This is a genomic window from Proteiniborus sp., from assembly GCF_040308045.1.
In the GTDB taxonomy this organism is placed as follows: Bacteria; Bacillota; Clostridia; order Tissierellales; family Proteiniboraceae; genus Proteiniborus.
Map to the genome: position 1 here is coordinate 156,372 of NZ_JAWRHZ010000061.1, position 19,760 is coordinate 176,131.

The 19,760-nt window shown below is 33.2% G+C and carries 18 protein-coding genes and 1 riboswitch; of the genes, 8 read left to right on the forward strand and 10 right to left on the reverse strand.

Annotated features, from left to right (window positions below):
• Positions 1-439: 439 nt before the first annotated feature.
• The 6 genes from gcvPA to ABV008_RS13760 all read left to right on the forward strand — a co-directional run bounded on the left by gcvPA (position 440) and on the right by ABV008_RS13760 (position 8,277).
• Complete coding sequence (gcvPA, locus tag ABV008_RS13735) at positions 440-1,828, forward strand: aminomethyl-transferring glycine dehydrogenase subunit GcvPA (RefSeq protein ID WP_352420404.1); 1,389 nt, start codon at positions 440-442, stop codon at positions 1,826-1,828.
• A 45-nt stretch (positions 1,829-1,873) separates the two neighbouring features.
• Positions 1,874-3,430, forward strand: a complete 1,557-nt coding sequence (gene gcvPB, locus ABV008_RS13740) for an aminomethyl-transferring glycine dehydrogenase subunit GcvPB (RefSeq protein ID WP_352420405.1) — start codon at positions 1,874-1,876, stop codon at positions 3,428-3,430.
• Positions 3,431-3,525: 95 nt separating this feature from the next.
• Entirely contained in the window at positions 3,526-4,641 is a 1,116-nt protein-coding gene (locus ABV008_RS13745; protein WP_352420406.1) for an ATP-NAD kinase family protein, read from the forward strand.
• Positions 4,642-4,712: 71 nt separating this feature from the next.
• Positions 4,713-5,261: a TIGR01440 family protein gene (locus tag ABV008_RS13750; protein ID WP_352420407.1), complete on the forward strand. Its 549-nt coding sequence runs from the start codon at positions 4,713-4,715 to the stop codon at positions 5,259-5,261.
• A gap of 194 nt (positions 5,262-5,455) precedes the next feature.
• Entirely contained in the window at positions 5,456-6,883 is a 1,428-nt protein-coding gene (locus tag ABV008_RS13755; protein WP_352420408.1) for an APC family permease, read from the forward strand.
• A gap of 149 nt (positions 6,884-7,032) precedes the next feature.
• Positions 7,033-8,277 (forward strand): metal-dependent hydrolase family protein, encoded by a 1,245-nt coding sequence (locus ABV008_RS13760; RefSeq protein WP_352420409.1) that lies wholly within the window; start codon positions 7,033-7,035, stop codon positions 8,275-8,277.
• Between the two features lie 6 nt (positions 8,278-8,283).
• On the opposite strand, the gene ABV008_RS13765 is transcribed toward ABV008_RS13760, so the two are convergent.
• Positions 8,284-10,284 (reverse strand): sensor histidine kinase, encoded by a 2,001-nt coding sequence (locus tag ABV008_RS13765; RefSeq protein ID WP_352420410.1) that lies wholly within the window; start codon positions 10,282-10,284, stop codon positions 8,284-8,286.
• On the reverse strand, positions 10,259-10,945 hold the full coding sequence (locus ABV008_RS13770) for a response regulator transcription factor (RefSeq protein ID WP_352420411.1): 687 nt from the start codon (positions 10,943-10,945) through the stop codon (positions 10,259-10,261). The genes ABV008_RS13765 and ABV008_RS13770 overlap by 26 nt, the downstream gene beginning before the upstream one ends.
• A 373-nt stretch (positions 10,946-11,318) precedes the next feature.
• Here ABV008_RS13770 and ABV008_RS13775 point away from each other — a divergent pair, with 373 nt between their 5' ends.
• Together ABV008_RS13775 and ABV008_RS13780 are read left to right on the forward strand one after the other, a co-directional pair.
• Positions 11,319-11,657 carry a hypothetical protein gene (locus ABV008_RS13775; RefSeq protein WP_352420412.1) on the forward strand — a complete coding sequence of 113 codons (339 nt, stop codon included), beginning with the start codon at positions 11,319-11,321 and terminating at the stop codon, positions 11,655-11,657.
• A 20-nt stretch (positions 11,658-11,677) separates the two neighbouring features.
• Positions 11,678-12,856 carry a cation:proton antiporter gene (locus tag ABV008_RS13780; protein ID WP_352420413.1) on the forward strand — a complete coding sequence of 393 codons (1,179 nt, stop codon included), beginning with the start codon at positions 11,678-11,680 and terminating at the stop codon, positions 12,854-12,856.
• A 298-nt stretch (positions 12,857-13,154) separates the two neighbouring features.
• On the opposite strand, the gene thiE is transcribed toward ABV008_RS13780, so the two are convergent.
• From thiE to ABV008_RS13820, 8 genes are all read right to left on the reverse strand, one after another.
• On the reverse strand, positions 13,155-13,790 hold the full coding sequence (thiE, locus tag ABV008_RS13785; protein WP_352420414.1) for a thiamine phosphate synthase: 636 nt from the start codon (positions 13,788-13,790) through the stop codon (positions 13,155-13,157).
• Complete coding sequence (gene thiM / locus ABV008_RS13790; protein ID WP_352420415.1) at positions 13,780-14,592, reverse strand: hydroxyethylthiazole kinase; 813 nt, start codon at positions 14,590-14,592, stop codon at positions 13,780-13,782. The genes thiE and thiM overlap by 11 nt, the downstream gene beginning before the upstream one ends.
• Entirely contained in the window at positions 14,550-15,788 is a 1,239-nt protein-coding gene (gene cytX / locus ABV008_RS13795; protein ID WP_352420416.1) for a putative hydroxymethylpyrimidine transporter CytX, read from the reverse strand. Before cytX ends, thiM begins: the two co-directional genes overlap by 43 nt.
• Positions 15,781-16,587: a bifunctional hydroxymethylpyrimidine kinase/phosphomethylpyrimidine kinase gene (gene thiD / locus ABV008_RS13800; protein WP_352420417.1), complete on the reverse strand. Its 807-nt coding sequence runs from the start codon at positions 16,585-16,587 to the stop codon at positions 15,781-15,783. The genes cytX and thiD overlap by 8 nt, the downstream gene beginning before the upstream one ends.
• A gap of 12 nt (positions 16,588-16,599) precedes the next feature.
• Positions 16,600-17,088 carry an energy coupling factor transporter S component ThiW gene (gene thiW, locus ABV008_RS13805; protein WP_352420418.1) on the reverse strand — a complete coding sequence of 163 codons (489 nt, stop codon included), beginning with the start codon at positions 17,086-17,088 and terminating at the stop codon, positions 16,600-16,602.
• A 97-nt stretch (positions 17,089-17,185) separates the two neighbouring features.
• Positions 17,186-17,296, reverse strand: a riboswitch (TPP riboswitch).
• 117 nt (positions 17,297-17,413) lie between these two features.
• Positions 17,414-17,875, reverse strand: coding sequence for a 6,7-dimethyl-8-ribityllumazine synthase (gene ribH, locus ABV008_RS13810; protein ID WP_352420419.1), 462 nt, complete (start codon positions 17,873-17,875; stop codon positions 17,414-17,416).
• A 1-nt stretch (position 17,876) separates the two neighbouring features.
• Complete coding sequence (locus ABV008_RS13815) at positions 17,877-19,088, reverse strand: bifunctional 3,4-dihydroxy-2-butanone-4-phosphate synthase/GTP cyclohydrolase II (RefSeq protein ID WP_352420420.1); 1,212 nt, start codon at positions 19,086-19,088, stop codon at positions 17,877-17,879.
• 20 nt (positions 19,089-19,108) lie between these two features.
• Entirely contained in the window at positions 19,109-19,759 is a 651-nt protein-coding gene (locus ABV008_RS13820) for a riboflavin synthase (RefSeq protein ID WP_352420421.1), read from the reverse strand.
• Position 19,760: the final 1 nt, after the last annotated feature.

Here is a 19,760-nt window from a genome sequence, read left to right on the forward strand (position 1 = left end):
ATTCAATAATGAAAATTGCATATAATACACCGTTTAAGTGAATTATAGCATACAGCAATAAAAATACAATAGCTGATTCGAAAAATAATGAACCATTAAACAGATGAATATGTATATTATTTTAGTCAATACTTTCAAAACTTAAGCAAAAAATATTATTATTTATATTTTAAAGTTTTTTTTGTGAATTTTCTATCATAGATATGAACTGGCTTTTACTAGGATTTTAAGAAATCGTTTTCTTTATATTTTCGAAAAATAGATGAAATTTATCAAAGATAATTTTCCTTAAGAATAATTAGGCATGATATATGCAATTTATTATGGCATATGATACAAAATTCATAGCTAAAGGAGGGTAGATTGTAGTAATATAGCCATTTAGAAAGACTTGTGTCTTATTAAAACAATTACAAGAAAATTAAGGAGGAGGTAAACTATGAGTAACAAATTTTCACATCCTTATATTGCAAATTCTCAACCAGATGTTAAAAAACAAATGTTAGACGAATTAGGTATGACTAGTGTAGAAGATATTTTCAAAGAAATACCAAATCATCTGCGATTTAAAGGCCAGATGGATTTGCCTAAACCAATTAAATCTGAATATGCCTTAAGGAAACATGTAGAAGGTATATTGGCTAAAAATAGCAATTGCAAGGATAATATATCTTTTCTAGGTGGAGGCACTTGGCAACATTATGTACCTTCTGTTTGCGACACTATTGCATCTAGAGACGAATTTTTAACAGCATATGTAGGTGATGCATATTCTGACCATGGTAAATTCCAAGCATTATTTGAATTTGCAAGTATGATTGGAGAATTAGTGGGCATGGACTGTTCAGGAACTCCTACATATGATTGGGCAACTTCAATAGGAGTATCATGTCGTATGGCTTCTAGAAAAACTGGGAGAAAAGAAATTATTGTACCGGAAAATATTAGTCCGGGTAGATTAGCTGTTGTAAAAAACTACTTGAAACCAGAAGTAAAAGTTACAAAGGTTAAAAGTATCAAAGAAACAGGTTTAATAGATCTAAATGATTTAAAATCAAAATTGAGTGATAAAATAGCTGCTGTTTATTTCGAAAATCCAACTTATTTAGGCGTTATAGAAACTCAAGGATCAGAAATATCAAAGCTAGTTCATAATGTAAACGCAGAAGTTATTGTTGGTGTTGATCCTTCATCTTTAGGTGTACTTGAAGCTCCAGCAGAATATGGCGCAGATATTGTGTGTGGAGAAATTCAACCACTTGGAATTCATATGCAGTGGGGTGGCGGAATCGGAGGATTTATTGCATCTAGAGATGAAAAGGAATATGTTGCAGAATATCCTAACCTATTATATGGACTTACAACTACTACAACTGAAGGCGAATATGGTTTTGGTGAAGTATATTACGAAAGAACTTCTTATGCTTCAAGAGAAAAAGCTAAAGACTTTGTTGGTACTGCTACAGCATTATATGGCATTACAGCAGGAGTTTATTTAGCTCTTATGGGACCTCATGGTATGAAAGAGCTTGGAGAAGGCATCATGCAAAGAGTAAATTATGCTATGAAAGAGCTTTCAAAGATTAAAGGTATAAAAATGGCACACAGTGGTTTTAATTTCAAAGAATTTGTCGTTGATTTTAATCAAACAGGTAAATCTGTAAATGAAATCAATGAAAAATTAAACGAAATGGGCATATTTGGAGGCTTGAACCTAGAAAAGAGTTTCCCTGAATTAGGACAAAGTGCTTTATATTGTATTACAGAAATCCATACAAAAGAGGACATTGATAAATTAATTTCAGCCTTGAAAAAAATATTATCTTAATTCATAACTGACGTTTACTATAAATAATTTGAAAGGAGAATTTATATGGGTATCGTAAGATTAAGAGAAACATTCCAACAAGCTAGATGGAATGAACCTATAATATTTGAAATGTCAACACCTAATGTGCGTGGGATTTTTCCTCCAGAAGCAGATTCTGAAATTGTTAAATCTGTAGGTGATGTCGCAGGAAAACTGCCAACAGGTATTCGTAGAAAAAATTTACCTAAATTACCTGAACTATCACAAAAACATGTACTATCCCATTATTTAAGATTATCACAAGAAACTATGGGTTCTAACATAGGCAATGATATTAGTGAAGGTACTTGTACTATGAAGTACAACCCTAGAGTTAATGAAGATTTAGTAGCTGAACCAAATTTTGCTGAACTTCATCCAAGCCAAAGCGAAGACACAGTACAGGGAATATTGGAAATATACTATAAATTTGAAAACGTTGTAAAACAAGTTTCAGGTCTAGATCAATTTACATTCCAACCAGGTGGTGGAAGCCATGCAGTGTTTACAGCAGCTTCTGTTGTAAGAGCTTACTGGGAGGAAAAAGGTGAATTAGATAAGAGAAATGAAATAATCACAACTATATTTTCACATCCATGTGATGCTGCAACACCAGCTACAGCTGGTTTTAAAGTAATAACTATTTATCCTGATGAAAATGGTATGCCTGATATTGAAGCATTAAAAGCTGCGTTATCAGAAAGAACAGCTGCAATCTTTATGACTAATCCTGAGGATATTGGTATATTTAATCCGAAGGTTGATGAATTTGTTAAGCTTGTTCACGGAGCAGGTGCATTATGCTTCTATGACCAAGCAAATGCAAACGCCTTCTTGGGAGTAGCAAGAGCAAAAGAAGCAGGATTTGATATGTGTCATTTTAATGTGCATAAGACATTTGGAGCTCCTCATGGATGTTCTGGGCCAGCTTGTGGAGCACTAGGAGCTACAAAGAAATTAGCTAAATACTTACCAGTTCCACTCGTAAAATATGATGGTTCAAAATACTATTTAGACGGTGGAGATGAGCATTCAATAGGAAAAGTTAGAGATTTCATGGGAGTAGCAGGTGTTATATTAAGAGCTTATGCTTGGACTATGGCACTAGGAGCAGAAGGCTTACGTGAATGTGCAGATATATCTGTAATTAATAACAATTACATGGAGAAAAAGGCACTTCAAATTCGTGGTATTTCTAGTGCATTCCAAAATAATGGCATTACAAGACAAGAACAAATTCGTTACAGCTTTAAGAAAATGCAAGAAGAAACTGGTATTGGTTCAGATGATTTTAACCAAAGAATTGTTGATTATGGAGTTCCTAGCTTCTGGTCAAGTCACCATCCTTGGATAATTCCTGAGCCAATGACACTAGAACCATGTGAAACATATTCTAAAGATGATATAGATGAATATGTAGCTGTTCTTCAAAGGATTTCAGATGAAGCTTATTCAAATCCTGAAATTATAAAGACTGCACCACACAATTCAGCCTCACACCAACGTAATGATGTAGAATCATTAGATGATCCTGAAAAATGGGCAACTACTTGGGCAGCTTATACAAAAAAGCATAGATAATTAAATTATAGTCTAATATGAAGTCAGTTGACTTAAATAAATATTTAAGTCAACTGACAATTATAAAAGTATTGCAGAAGGTGGTGAGTTTCTCGATGAAAAAACTAGGATTAATTGTAAATCCTGTTGCTGGAATGGGAGGTAGCGTAGGTCTTAAAGGAAGTGATGGATTAGAAATACTTATGAAGGCAAGAGAACTTGGAGCAGTACCACAAGCATCAAATAGAACTAAGCAAGCTTTAGAAGAGCTATCTTCTTTAAAAGATCAAATAGAAATAATAACTTATCCAGGTGAGATGGGAGAAAACGTTACCAGAAATTGTGGATTTAACCCAACAGTTATAGGATTGATAGATCAAAACAATACAACTCCACAAGATACTCAAAATGCCGCCCTGGATATGAAGAAATTGGGTGTAGATTTAATACTATTTGCAGGCGGTGATGGAACAGCACGAAATATTTATGATGCAGTAAATGTGAGTATCCCAGTACTTGGTATTCCAGCAGGTGTTAAGATTCATTCTGCTGTTTATGGGCAAAACCCTAAAAGAGCAGGTGAGTTAGCAAAGCTTTTTCTGCAAGATAAAGTAGTCGAACTTAGAGAAGTTGAAGTCATGGATATTGATGAAGATGCTTTTCGTGATGAAAGAGTTGTAGCAAGATTATATGGCTATCTTAAAGCTCCATTCGAGAAAAAATTTGTTCAAAAAAGAAAATCAGGTGGGGTTGCTGGTGAAAAAGCTGCATTAACTAGTATGGCAAATTATATTATAAATACAATGCTAGATGACTATATATACATAATTGGACCTGGTACTACCACTCGTTCAATAATGGAGCGTCTCGGATTAAATAATACATTACTTGGTGTAGATGTAGTATATAAAAAGCAACTCATCGCAAAGGATGTAACAGAAAAAGAACTATTGAAAATAATAGATGGCAAGAAAGCAAAGATAATTGTCACAATTATTGGGGGACAAGGATATATCTTCGGCCGTGGAAACCAACAATTAAGCCCAGCTGTGATAAATCAAATTCAGAAAGATAATGTCATAGTTGTTGCATCAAGAAATAAATTAAATACTATTTTCGGAAGTCCCATGTTAATTGATACAGGTAACAATGAGACAAACAATATGCTTGAAGGATATTATAGAGTTGTTGTGGGATATGAAGATTTTATCATGTATAAAGCAAAAGCTTAGTGACAAATCAATTACAATGCTTTATCAAGCCTGCAGACTCCAATTAGTCAAATATATGAGAGGAGAATTCTATGGGTGACTATGATTTAATAACTAGGGCAGTCAACGAATCACTAAAGGAACTTATAAATATGGCTCACCTAAAGCCAGGAAACATTATTATAATTGGATGCAGTACAAGTGAAGTTGTTGGTAAGAGAATCGGCACAGATTCTAATATTAAGGTTGCAACAGCTTTAATGAAAGGAATTTTACCTGTAATAGAAGAAAACAAATTATTTTTAGCAATACAATGCTGTGAACATTTAAATAGGGCATTAGTTATAGAAGAAAACTGTGCTAACCAATATAATCTTGAAAAAGTATCAGTTTATCCTAAATCTAAAGCTGGAGGATCAATGGGTGAAATTGCAATGTCTACATTTAAAAATCCTGTAGTTGTTGAATCAATCAAAGGCCATGCAGGACTAGATATTGGTGATACTTTTATTGGTATGCATTTAAAGGAAGTAGCAATACCTGTAAGATTATCTCACAAACAAATTGGAGAAGCTCATTTAACTAGTGCTTACACAAGGCCAAAATTGATAGGTGGAGAGCGAGCTGTATATAAAAAATAAATAGTACATAAGGAAATACCACCTGTTAAAGTAAAAGGTATCAGGTAATTCTTGCAGGAAACAACTGAACCTAGTATTTAAATAACAGGAGGCATTATGTATGAATTATACACAAAATAGAAAGATTTTGCAAATAATTTCTCGGAGTAAATGAGTATTTTAATGAAAAACTTAATTTATAGGGGGAATAAATAATGTCATCATCAAATTCAAAATTAGATAATACAAATGTTTTAAAAAGAAGTTTAAGTTTACTCTATGTTTATGCACTAGCTACAGGAGCTATATTAACTTTTCTTGGATACTGGGACGGAGTATTTCTTACAAACGCAGGACCAGCTACATTTTTATCATTTGGTCTTATGACATTGTTTGTGTTGCCAATAGCATTTGTCTATTGCGAACTTTCTGCAATGATGCCAAGTACAGGCGCAGAATTAGTATACAATACAATTGGGATTAACAAACATGCGGGATTTTGGTCATCATGGTTAATCATGGCTGCATGGATAGCTGTTCCACCTGCAGCTGTAATGGGAATTATTTCATGGATTGACTATGCATTTGAATTAAACATGTCATATGGACAAATAGTTATAACAGGAATAATAGTACTAGTAATATACACTATTATTAGCCTTTTGGAAATAGAACTTGCAGGAAAGATTCAAACATTTATGTTATTTGCATCACTTATTGGAGTAGTACTAACTGGTTTTCTTTTTCTCTTCTCAGGACACTGGAGTATTTCAAACTTTAGTCCATTTATCCGTTCTGCGTTGAATGGTGGAGGTGCAACTGGAGAAGGTGGTATGGCAGGATGGCTTATTGGAACTGCTTTACTAGTAACACCATACTTTGGTTTTGAAACAGTACCTCAGATGGTAGAAGAAGGTACCTTCCCAATTAAGAGTATGTCAAAAGCTATTCTTGGTTCTGTGCTTACTTGTGGAGCATTATATGTGTTTTTCTTCTTTGCCCTTGCAGGGATGGGACCTTGGGAAGTTCTTACTGAAGGAGGCACAAGCGCACCATTTGTTGCAATTAAGGTAATGCAAAAGCTTGGTTGGGGTTATTATTCATTATTTTTCGGTATAGTTGGCGTTTTATTCCCAATAGGAACATGTTTACTTGGATTCTGGATTTCTGCAGTTAGATTAATGTATGCAATGGGAAGACAAAACTTCTTGCCTAAGGCATTTTTTAAGACCAATAAACATAGTCAACCAATACTTCCTAATATATTAATATTAGTTTTAAGTTTAGCTGCTTTTGGATTAATGAGTTCTACGTCTTATCTTGAAGATTTCTTCTCATTAATGGCATTTGCCTGTGCTGTTGCATATGCTATTTCCATGATTTCTTCCATACGATTGGCTAAGTATCATCCTGAGTGGGAAAGACCTTATAAATTAAAAGGTGGTCAAGCTTTTCGTTGGTTTGCATTATTTATAGCATTATTAATTGCTTGGTTATGTACATTAGGTCAAAACATAGGAGCATGGAAGGGATTAGGATTATATCTAGGCGTTGGTGCAATAATCTGGATCTGGATGATATTCTTTAAATGGCCTAAGGATAAAGTTTGGATGTTAACTCCAGATGGAGAGAAAGAATTTTAATTATAGAAATATAGAAAATAAAAAAGCTTGTTAAGTTTTAGTACTTACCAAGCTTTTTGTTATTAAAAACTAATTAAAGACTCATTGATAATTTGAAGAAAAAGGTCTAAAATGTATATGGAAATTATAAAGTTTAGGGAGGGAATATGATGAAAAAAATCATATTTATTGGTGGGTTGTTGATAAAGGGAAACGGGGAAGTAGTAGAAAATTCTATGGTTGTTGTAGAAGGAAAGAAAATTAAGTATGCTGGGCCTATTGTAGATACTGATTTTGACGGAGAAAAGATGGATATAACTGGCAAAACAATTATGCCTGGCTTAATAGATGCACATCTCCATTTTAGTGGAAATCTAAGTGATGATGATTCAGATTGGGTACTTGAACCAGATATACAAAAAACTATAGTTGCCGTAGCACAAGCTAAAGAAGCGTTAGAGCATGGATTAACATCTGTTGGAGAAATTTCTCGTTCAGGTATACATATTAGGAATATGATTGAAAAAGGTATTATTTCTGGCCCTAGAGTTATTGCATCTGGTCTAGGCTTCTGTAGGACTGCAGGACATGGAGACTCTCATAACTTATCTTTAGAATTAAATAATTCTTCTCATCCTTGGGCAGATAGAGTAGATGGTCCTTGGGAATTAAGAAAAGCTGTTAGAAAAAGAATTCGAGAAAATCCTGATGCTATTAAAATCTGGTCTACAGGAGGAGGAATTTGGCGGTATGATACTAAAGCAGCTGCTCATTATACTATGGAAGAGATTCAGGCAGTAGTTGATGAATGTAATATGGTAGGTCTACCTGTATGGTCTCATGCTGAAGGATATGAAGGAGCTATAAACTCATGTATAGCTGGTGTATCTGCCATTATTCATGGGCAAGAATTAAACGAGGAATGCTTAGATATTATGAAGGAAAAAGATATTACTTTCTGTCCTACTTTGCAGTTTTTCTATGAATGGTTTAGTGTATATGAACCACCTTATAGACCTATTCATGATAAGTATCCTGGCAATACAACTGCTGAGAAGGAGTTAAATCGTATAATTGATAATTTACGAAATGCAAATAAGAAAGGTATCCGAATTACAGTAGGCTCAGATTCATTCTGTAGCAACTTGACTCCCTATGGAAAATATGCCATTACAGAGATGTACGCATTGAATAAAGCGGGGCTGTCAGAAATGGAAGTCATATTAGCTGCAACTAAGAACGGTGCAGAAATGTTAAAAATAGATGATATTACAGGAACCTTAGAGGAAGGCAAGTTTGCTGATTTAATAGTTCTTAAAGATAATCCTCTTTTAGATATTCACAATATATCTGTTGAAAATATGGATGTAATTATGAAAGAAGGACAATTTATAAAAAAGCTTAGTAAGTTTTAGTACTTACTAAGCTTTTTTATAAAACTTAATTATTGACTTAAATAAATCTCCATCAATTTCAATATCAAAGCTTCCTTTTTGAATTTCTACTAAGCTTTTGGCAATAGATAATCCTAAACCACTTCCTGGACTATTTCTAGATTCATCTCCTCTTTTAAAACGCTCCATTAATTCATCGGCTGAAATATTCAACTCATAAGCTGAAATGTTTTTCATTATTATACTTACTTCTTTCTCTGTTTCTTCAATATCTATATATACCCTTGACCCCTCTAGTGCATATTTAAATATATTAGTCATTAGATTTTCTATGACTCTCCACAATAGAGTCCCATCTGCTTCTATAAATACTTTGTCTTTGGGATGATTTATTATGAAGTCTAATTTTTGCTCTTTAATTTTATCATCAAGCTCACCTAATCCTTGAGTTAGTAAGGATACTATATCTATAGTCTCATAGTTTACAGAAATGCTTCCACTAGAAGCTTTAGCCGCTTCAAATAAATCATCGGTTAGAGTTTTTAGTCTATGAGATTTCTGTTCTAGTACCTCAACATATTCTTTTATCTTTTCTTCATCTTTTTCATTCTTTAATAAATCTACATAAGTAATAATTGAAGTTAATGGAGTTCTTATATCGTGAGAAACATTAGTTATTAACTCAGTTTTTAAACGTTCACTCTTTAGCTCGTTATCCACTGCTTTGTTTAATCCATCTGCAATAGTGTTTATATCAGAAGCAAGTTTTCCAAATTCTCCATTCCCTGTAATATCTATTGTGTGATAAAGGTGACCTTCCTTTACTAGCTTTACACCTTCCTTTATTGCATTGAATTCCTTTACTTTCTTAAGCGCTAACCATACTGCAACCCCTACTATTGCTGCTGTTACTCCCATGATAACTATTGCATCTCTTAATATCATAGAAAAGAAAATAATAGCTAGAACCACAACTATTGGATATCCTGTTACTATAAAAATAATCTTCTTCCCTACACTTCCGCTATCAAATATATCTTTAATGAATTTAAAGAACTTATAAAATGCTGTATAGACTAATGTATGTTTTATTAACGTTTTATTTTTAATGTGTTTAATTAAAGACAAGACAAATATTAATCCTAGTACAGCTATTGAAGAAGTAGCTGGAATAATTAGACGGTAAAACTCTCTACGAAATATAATATTCATAGAACCAAACCATAGTAGTATAAGTGCAGCACATATTGCTATATTAAAATCGTTATATAATCTGTCAAATGAATTTAAGTGCACTTCTTTATCCTTAAAGGATTCTCTTCCAACAATTGTTATTAGATATATAAATGATATAAAAAGTCCTATCAAGAAACCCGCTAGTTTATATAACTCATTTGTAACAAGCTCTTTATCTGAATTCCATTCTTCGATTCTAGGATTTAGAAATTCCTCAGTAAATGCCACATACATAGTAGTGTTCTGCTGTTCAAGATTACTAATGTTTGACATAAACCAGTGATAGTGGTACTGGTTCTCTGCAATTTCTTTCGGATATATATTTGTTTCAGATTTATCTACTACTATATAAGAAGGATAGGCTTTAAAGAAATTCTTCTTAGTATCAGAACTATTAGTAAGTATGTTTTTTCCATCGCTTATATAATATTTAAGTCCTTTATATTTTTCTAGTCTTTGTAAAATTGAGTTATATTCCTTTAAACCTTCTTCTTCCTCTAACTTCAAGTTTCCATCATCAATAGCTACTTCTTTAGATTGTGTTTCATTTGCTTTAGATTCTTCATCTTTATATGTTCCTATAAGCATTGTTAGTATCTCTGTAATATCATGTATATCTGCTCCAAATCCTGCACTATGATAAAAGCTATCTTCAAAAACTATATCTAAATTATTGCTATTAACTGTATTTAAAAATACTGATATGGCTCCAGTAAAGCATGTTATTACTATTAGAAATACTATTATTTTTGTTAGTATAGAGTGGCTATAACTTTTCCACTTTGTATCCAATCCCCCACACCACCTTTAAATATTTTGGCTCTTTTGGATTTATTTCAATTTTTTCTCTAATTCTTCTTATATGAACTGTTACTGTGTTTTCTGGATTAAAGGCGATTTCCTCCCAAACCTTTTCATATATCTCATCTATGGAATATACCTTTCCTGCATTGGAAGTCAAAAGTCTTAGTATCTTATATTGAACTGGCGTAAGTTTTACTTCTTCCCCATCAACAGTTACAAGTTTGCTTTCATCATCGATTACAAGTCCACCGGTTTTAAATACATTGGTTTTTGTTTCGAGACTGCCTAAAGTTGTATATCTTCTCAGTTGAGACTTAACTCTTGCAATTAATTCTAAAGGATTAAAGGGCTTTGTTATATAATCATCTGCTCCCATGTTCAATCCCATTATTTTGTCAGTATCCTCAGACTTAGCAGAGAGCATTATAACAGGAATATTCTTGTCTTCCCTGATTTTCATTGTAGCCCTTAGTCCGTCCATTTTAGGCATCATTATATCCATAATAATAAGATGAATTTCTCTTTCTTCTATTACTTCCAAAGCTTCTATTCCATTAGATGCCTTAAACACTTTATAGCCTTCGTTATTCAGATAAATTGTTATGGCCTCTAGTATTTCCCTATCGTCGTCACAAACTAGTATATTCAAAACACATCACCTCATATATTAATCTGTTCAAATTATATCACACCCTGTATGATTTTCCATGGGATTATATTATCAGTTAAATCTTAAAATCTACTTAACAGAAATCTTAAGAACTTATTAATTCTAATAAAAGTTAATATTCCACTGCAATATTAATGAATCAAATAATAAATATCCATAAATACCTAATATTTCCACATATACATTTTTCCTTCAGGAGTAAGTATTTTTATACTCTCTCCTATTTCTAGGCCTGCCTCTTCAAATCGAGACACATAACTATTACATTCCCTTTATTATTTTTGACCAAATTTTAATAAAAGTTGAAAAAATTAATCTATTGGAGTAGTATAAGAAATGGAGGTGAGCTATTTTGCAAATATTAGTAGTAGTTCTCAATAAAGTTGAAAAACTAGATAGTTTATTACTGGAGTTAAGTAACAATGGTATTAGAGGTGGAACTATTATAGATAGTATGGGTATGGTTAGAGCCTTAGCAGATGAACATTCTGACATACCACTGTTTGGTTCATTGAAGGCTATATTAAATGAAAATAGACCAATTAATAAAACTATCTTCATGGTTTTACCTGATGAAAAAGTACATATTGCAATGGAATGTACAAGAAAAGTAGTAGGTAACATTAATGAAGAAGGTACAGGGATTATGTTTACATTGCCAGTAAATCATGTAGAAGGTTTAACTAAATAAAGGGGATGAAGTAATTAAAAATGAACATACTATTTTATTTAGCCGTAATACTATTTGCAGGAATAATTATGGCAAGATTATTAGATAAGGTTAAATTACCAAACGTAACTGGATATCTTATAGCGGGTTTAATAATTGGGCCCTCTGTATTGGGAATAATACCCAAAGAAACTGTTAGTCAATTTCCAATTATTTCGGAAGTTGCCTTAGCTTTTATAGCTTATAGTATAGGAAGTGAGTTAAATTTATTAAATCTGAAAAAAATGAGTAAAGGAATTGTCTTAATAACTTTTTTACAATCATTAATGGCAATGTTATTTGTGACATTAGCAATGATATTCTTATTTAGACAACCATTTTCCTTTAGTATTGTAATAGGAGCTATAGGTTCTGCTACTGCTCCAGCAGCTACTTTAATGGTAGTTAGACAATATAATGCTAAGGGTCCTTTAGTAGATACTCTATTACCAGTTGTTGCAATGGATGATGCAGTTTGTATAATGGCTTTTGGTGTATCTACTTCTATAGCAGCAACTTTAATGGATAATGCAAAGTCAGTTTCATTAGCTAATCTAATTTTACTTCCAATAATAGAAATTATCGGTGCATTAGCTCTAGGACTTTTAATGGGGATATTACTCATTATTTTTTCTAAGAGAATTAGGGGAGAAAATGAGCTTTTATCAGTTATTGTTGCTATTGTTTTTGCTACAGCAGCTATTTCTATACGATTTAATCTTTCATCACTTTTATCTTGTATGATGTTTGGAGCCACTTTAACAAATATAACTCCAAATAACAAAAAAGTATTTACTACAGTAGAAAAGTTTACTCCTCCTATATATATTGCATTCTTTACTATAGCTGGAGTCGAGTTAGATATTTCTATGTTAAGAAATGTTGGCATTATCGGCATAGCTTATGTGTTATTTAGAGTTTTGGGAAAAGTTTTCGGTTCATATTTAGGTGCAAGGATATCAGATGCTCCAGAAACAATAAGAAAGTATTTAGGTTATACTCTGATACCTCAAGCTGGAGTTGCAATTGGATTATCTATGGTTGCTCAAAATGTTTTACCTAGTCCATATGGAGCAGAAATCAGAACCATCGTTCTTGCGGCAACTGTAATATATGAGCTTTTAGGTCCTTTAATTACTAAAAAAGCATTAATTGCAGCAGGAGAAATAAAAACAGTTTAGTATCATAGCTTGATTTAATATCAAGGAAAAGATACAGGGCTCTTATAATTTTATTTCTTTCTTCTATCTGCATTTCTTTTATTTTATTAGCTTTAATTTTTTCTTGTAAAATATTTCTTAATTCTTCATCAGAATATTTTTTATGGGTAAGTAGTCCAAGTATTCATCAACATTTTGTTCATTAATATATTTTTCAAAGCTTTCTTTGTTCATAAAATATGCTTTGACTAATTCTGTATCTATAAATTTAACCTATTGCTGATACAATTGCATAGAAACAGTAACTTAACCACTTGGACTACCCTTGCTCTACTATATTGTGAAGTTTTTTAGCAGCAGCATAGACATTATCTTTCCCTAATATAGCTGATATAACAGAAATACCATCAACACCTGTACTCATTACTTCTTTAGCATTTAATTCATTGATTCCACCTATACCTACTACTGGTATTTGAACAGAGGACTTAATTAGCTGTAGCTCTTTAAGGCTTACACTTTCAGTATCTTTTTTTGTTTTTGTAGGATACATTGCTCCTACTCCAAGATAATCAGCATCCTGGCTTTGTGCTTCAATGGCTTCATCAATATTTGATGCAGATACACCTAATATTTTATCAGGCCCCAGTAGATTTCTAGCAATCTTTACCGGAATGTCATCTGCCCCTATATGAAGACCATCTGCATCTATAGCCAAGGCTATATCTAGTCTATCATTGATTATAAGTGGAATACTGTATTTGTCTGTTACTTCCTTTACCTTTAAAGCAATGCTATAAAATTCTTTCGTTTTAGCATTTTTCTCCCTTAGCTGAACTAGACTTACGCCACCTAGGATAGCTTGTTCTATGCTCTCACATAAATCTTTATTACCTAGTACATCCCTATCAGTAACTAGATATAAGGCATAATTAACCTTTGATTTATTGTACACTAATCTCACCTGCTTTCATTATGATATCTGGATTTAAGTTATAAATATTATCAAATAAATTTACTTTAAAGCTTCCTAGCCCTTCATTGTCCTTCAATGAATTAAAGGCTATTTCACCTGCAATGCCCATAGATACTACTCCTCCTAAAGCAGCTGTCAGATAGTCACTAGTAACACCACAATAAGAAGCTATTAAAGAAGATGTCATACAGCCAGTTCCAGTCACTTTTGATAACATTTCATGTCCATTGTTCACATAGAAAACCTTGTTTCCATCTGATAAAACATCCTGTTTTCCTGTTATAGCAACTATACAGCCTAATTTTGAGGCTAACTCTTTTGCGGTTTTTCCACTTTCTTTATTATCTGCTATAGAGTCTACTCCTCTTATTTCCACCTCTAATCCAGAAACAATTTTAATTTCAGACATATTACCTTTGATTACGGTAATTTTTACATTAGATAATATATCTTCTATAGCCTTGCTCCTTAATCTGGTTGCTCCAACCCCTACAGGATCGAGAATAACGGGTATATTCAGTTCATTTGCCTTTTTCCCTGCTAATATCATGGTTCTTACCATATCAAGACTCAATGTACCTATATTCAATACCAAAGAGGATGACATTGATACAACCTCCTCTACCTCTGTTTCATCATATGCCATAATAGGCGAGCCACCTATGGCAAGTGTTATATTTGCACAGTCATTTATAGTGACAAAATTAGTAATGTGATGAATTAGCGGTTCTACCCCTCTTATTTTTGGCAGCAGTCTTGCGACTTCTTGTAATATTTCCATCCCAGCATCACCCTCCAGCTTAAACAGTATATTATTGATGTTATTACCATAACAGGAACTGTGGCTCCCATTATGAAGTCAAATTTTATAAATTGATAATATAGTATAATTCCAATTATCCATACAATAGTTGCTCCCCAATTGACAAGAAGATTTTCCTGTAGCTTTCTGTTCTTCTTTATAATAAAATAATCCGTTAGGAGAATAGAAAATAGTGGAGCAAATACGGAGCCTATTGCATATAGAAAGTTTTCATATTGCTCAATTGGAAATACTATTGCAATTAAGGTTCCTATAATCCCCATTATAGTTGCTATCTTCCTCTCATCAAGCTTCGGTAAAATATTTAAAAATGTAACTCCTGCAGAATAAGCATCTAAAAATGTTGTTGTTACAGTAGACAATACTACTATTCCTAGAGCAACTATTCCTAAATTGGCAGCGAGCATCATAGCACCTGGATCTGGATTTTCAGCTACTATTGCAGCTCCAAGACCTATAGCATACATCCAGTAGCTGCCTATGAAATATCCTGCAAAGCTTCCTATTATCCCATCTTTCTTTTTCTTTGCATGTCTTGTATAGTCGGCAATTAGTGGTAGCCAGGAAAGAGGCATGATTACACTTAGCTCCATTGCAGTTCCAAATGTCATATCTCCAGCAGGAATTTTAGTAAATAATTCGTTGTTTTTAAAAATCGTAGTACTTAATACTATAGTTAATACAAATAGAAGAGATACAGCAATAAAATTAAGTTTTTTCCAGCCCTTACTACCTATTACTATCCATAAGCATATAAGCCCACCTATTACTAGACTCCAAACAGTCATATTGTCAAATGACCATAGTATTTTAGTTATCTGGTTTACTGATCTTGCTCCTGATATTATCATTACTGCAGTCCATCCTATAAGCTGCAATACATTTAGAATAGAAAATAGGTATGAACCATATAATCCAAATGATATTCTAGTAGACATTATAGATGGAAGCTTTTCTTCTGCACCTATTATTCCGCCTAACATCAGAATAATCGTACCAATCAGATGTCCAGCTAGAATTGCAATTAATCCATTTTTAAATCCAATTGGCGCTAATAATCCTCCAGTTAGAATCTCAGCTATAGATATTGATGCACCAAACCAAAGCATAAAAAAACTTATTAGAGAAAATTTATTGTTTTCTGAATTACTCACTTATTACACCAGCCTTTTTATATAATGTATAAAAATGATTTGTAGGTCCAACGCCTTTTCCTAAGGATAATGAATGTTTTATTGCAGTAGTTATATAATCCTTTGCATTAGCAACTGATTCTTCAATTGTAAAATCCTTAGCAAGATTAGATGCTATTGCCGATGATAAAGTGCATCCGGTACCATGGGTATTTTTTGTGTTTATTCTTTCTGATTTGAAATATATAAATTTGTCGCCATTATATAACACATCAGTTGCGTCATCTTCCATATGACCACCCTTTATAAGAACATTTTTTGCTCCTAGTGAATGTATTTTTATTGCTGCCTCTTCCATTTGCTTTAAGCTATTTATGCTCATTCCAGATATAACCTGAGCTTCAGGAATATTTGGCGTAGCTATCGTAGCTAAAGGTAAAAGCTCTTTTATAAGAGTTTCCTTTGCCTCTGGTGCAAGCAGATCATATCCACTTTTTGATATCATAACAGGATCTACTACTATATTTTCAGGAGAATATTGCTTTAATTTACCTGATATTACTTTTATAGTTTCTATTTGCGAAACCATACCTATCTTTAAAGCATGAACCTTTATATCGTCAAATATTGCATCAATCTGTTTTTCTATCATATCTACAGAAATATCCTGTACTCCAAAAACACCTTGTGTGTTTTGAGCTGTAATGGCAGTAATTACGCTCATTCCAAAAACCCCATGTGCAGAAAAGGTTTTTAAATCTGCTTGTATTCCAGCTCCACCACTACTATCTGAACCAGCTATAGTTAATACATTTTTCATATATAAACACCCCTATTTATTGTTTTTTAATAATTTACTTGAAAGTAATACTTTTAATAATCCATTGCCTATTATTGTGCCACCAATAGTACTGACCATGAAAGGCAATACAAAGAAGAAAACAGCCACATCCTTTCCCATAATCAGCTTTGCAACTGGATATGCAACTAGTCCGCCTAAAAGTCCAGTTCCTAATACTTCGCCTAACGAAGCCATTATCTGTTTCTCAGTCTTCTTATACAGAACTCCTGCTAAAAATGCACCTATCATGCTACCTGGAAAAGCTAATAAAGAGCCTGTTCCAAGTATGTTTCTAAGTAGAGAAGTTACAAATGCATTAGCAACTGCATACCAAGGTCCTAGAATTACAGCCGATAGTATATTAATGGTGTGCTGTATGGGAAAACACTTTGCAACGCCTATAGGAATATAAAATACATGACCTGTTAACGTTCCAATTGCTATAAGGAAAGCACATAGGGTAAGCTTTTTCGTTGACATGAACATCCCTCCTTTCAAAAATCTACGTACTAGAAGATATTTGGGACAAAACAAAAAAGCATAAATCCCAAAATAAGGACTTATGCTTAATACATAACACAAGTAAATACAACTTCCCTACGCTGGCATTATCCAGATCAGGTTAAGGGTCAAAGACTTTATCGAGTCTTAATCTCAGCTGGTCTCTCCAGCCCCCCTAGTACTTAATCTTATATTTAATTTCAAAACAATATTATCATATATATTATAATTATTCAATATAAGAGGAGTAGTTTTCTTTTTACAATAAATACAAAGTAATTTAAAGCATCAAAACCTGCCCAAACTAAAACTGCTTAATAAGATTTGCCATCTCTATAGCAGTAACTGCTGCATCATATCCCTTATTTCCAGCTTTTGTGCCTGCTCTCTCTATTGCTTGCTCAATAGTATCTGTTGTCAGAACCCCGAATATTACAGGGACTTCAGTTTCTAATGATACATTAGCAATACCTTTTGATACCTCACTTGATACATAGTCAAAGTGTGGTGTAGAACCTCTTATAACGGCGCCAAGGCATATTACCCCATCATATTTTTGAGTTTTAGCCATTTTCTTAGCAACAAGGGGTATTTCAAATGCTCCAGGCACCCAGGTAATTTCAATATTATCCTCTTCTGCACCATGTCTCTTTAAAGCATCAATAGCTCCAGATAAAAGCTTTCCGCCTATAAACTCATTAAATCTCCCAACAACAATGCCAAACTTTAATCCTTGTGCAATAAAATTTCCTTCGAATGTTCTCATATTATTTTTCCTCCCTAAAATTTAACATATGTCCAAGCTTTGTTTTCTTTGTTTTTAAATAATACTCATTTCTTTCATTGCACTTCATCTGTATAGGTACTCTATCTACAATTTCTATGCCATAACCTGATAGTCCCTTAATTTTTCTAGGATTATTAGTCATAAGCTTTATTTTCTTTGCTCCTAAATCAGCTAATATCTGAGCTCCAATTCCATAATCTCTCATATCCTCTGGAAAGCCAAGAGCAAGGTTTGCCTCTACTGTATCCATTCCTTTATCCTGAAGTGAATAAGCTCTTATTTTGTTAATAAGGCCAATTCCTCTCCCTTCTTGACGCATATAAAGTAAAATTCCTCTTCCTTCTTTTTCGATTTTCCTCATAGCTGACGCAAACTGTTCGCCACAATCACATCTTAAAGATCCAAAAGCATCACCAGTAAGACATTCTGAGTGGACTCTGACTAAAACTGACTCACCATCTGCAACATCACCTTTGACTAAAGCAACATGATGTTCACCATTTAATGTATTTTCATAGCCAATGATTTTAAATTCACCATACCTTGTTGGCATATTTGCTTCTGCTGCTCTTTTTATATATACTTCCCTTTTTCGTCGAAAGGCTATTAAATCAGCAATTTTAATTATTTTTAAATCATGTTCCTTACAATATTCCATTAGCTGAGGTACTCTTGCCATTGTCCCATCTTCATTCATAATCTCGCATATAACTCCTGCTGGATACAAGCCTGATAAGGATGCTAAATCAACTGCAGCCTCTGTATGCCCTGCCCTCTTTAAAACCCCGCCTTTCTTAGCCTGTAATGGGAAAATATGTCCTGGTTTTTTAAAGTCTTTTTCTGTTGCTTTAGAATCAAGAAATTTCTTAATGGTTAAAGCTCTTTCGTGTGCAGATATTCCTGTTGTAGTTTCTGCAGCGTCAATAGATACGGTAAAGGCTGTTTCATAAGAATCTGTATTTTTTTCTACCATTTGACCAATATTAAGCTCTCTAAGCCTTTCTTCTATAATTGGCATACAGATTAGTCCTCTTCCATACTTAGCCATGAAGTTGATTGATTCAGGACTAACTTTTTCAGCTGCCATTAACAAATCACCTTCGTTTTCTCTATCTTCATCATCTACAACTACTATTATTTTTCCGTTTTTAATATCTTCCAAAGCTTCTTCTATGGTATTAAATTTATACATTTTTCATCCTCCTTTTGCTTTTATGCAAACCCATGCTCACTTAGAAAATTCATATCTATTCCTTGTTTAACAGATGCTTGTTCTTTAGATAAAAGTAGCTTTTCAATATATTTGCCTACCATATCACACTCTAAATTAACAATGGCTCCTACCTTTTTTCTGAGCAGTGTTGTAACTTCCTTAGTATGTGGGATTATGGAAACCTTAAATACACTTTCATCTACATAGGCGACGGTTAGACTTATTCCATCTATTGTGATTGAACCCTTTTGAACTATATATCTTAATATCTCTGGGGAAGTAGATATTGTTACCCATACTGCATTATCTTCATTTTCATAATTTGATATGGTTCCCATACCATCTATGTGCCCGCTAACTAGATGACCTCCTAATCTATTGCCAACTCTTAGAGCTCTTTCAAGATTAATTTCATCTTCTGGAGATAAGATATGCAGGTTACTTCTTCTCATAGTTTCTGCCATAACATCTACTGTAAAGCTATTATGTGTAATTTCCGTAACTGTGAGGCAGACACCATTTGTGCTTATGCTGTCTCCTAGCTTGGTTTCTTCTAGAACTCTATTTGCCTTAATAATAATTTTTGCAGACTTCGTTGATTTGACTATGGACTGAACCTTACCTATTTCTTCTACTATTCCAGTAAACATA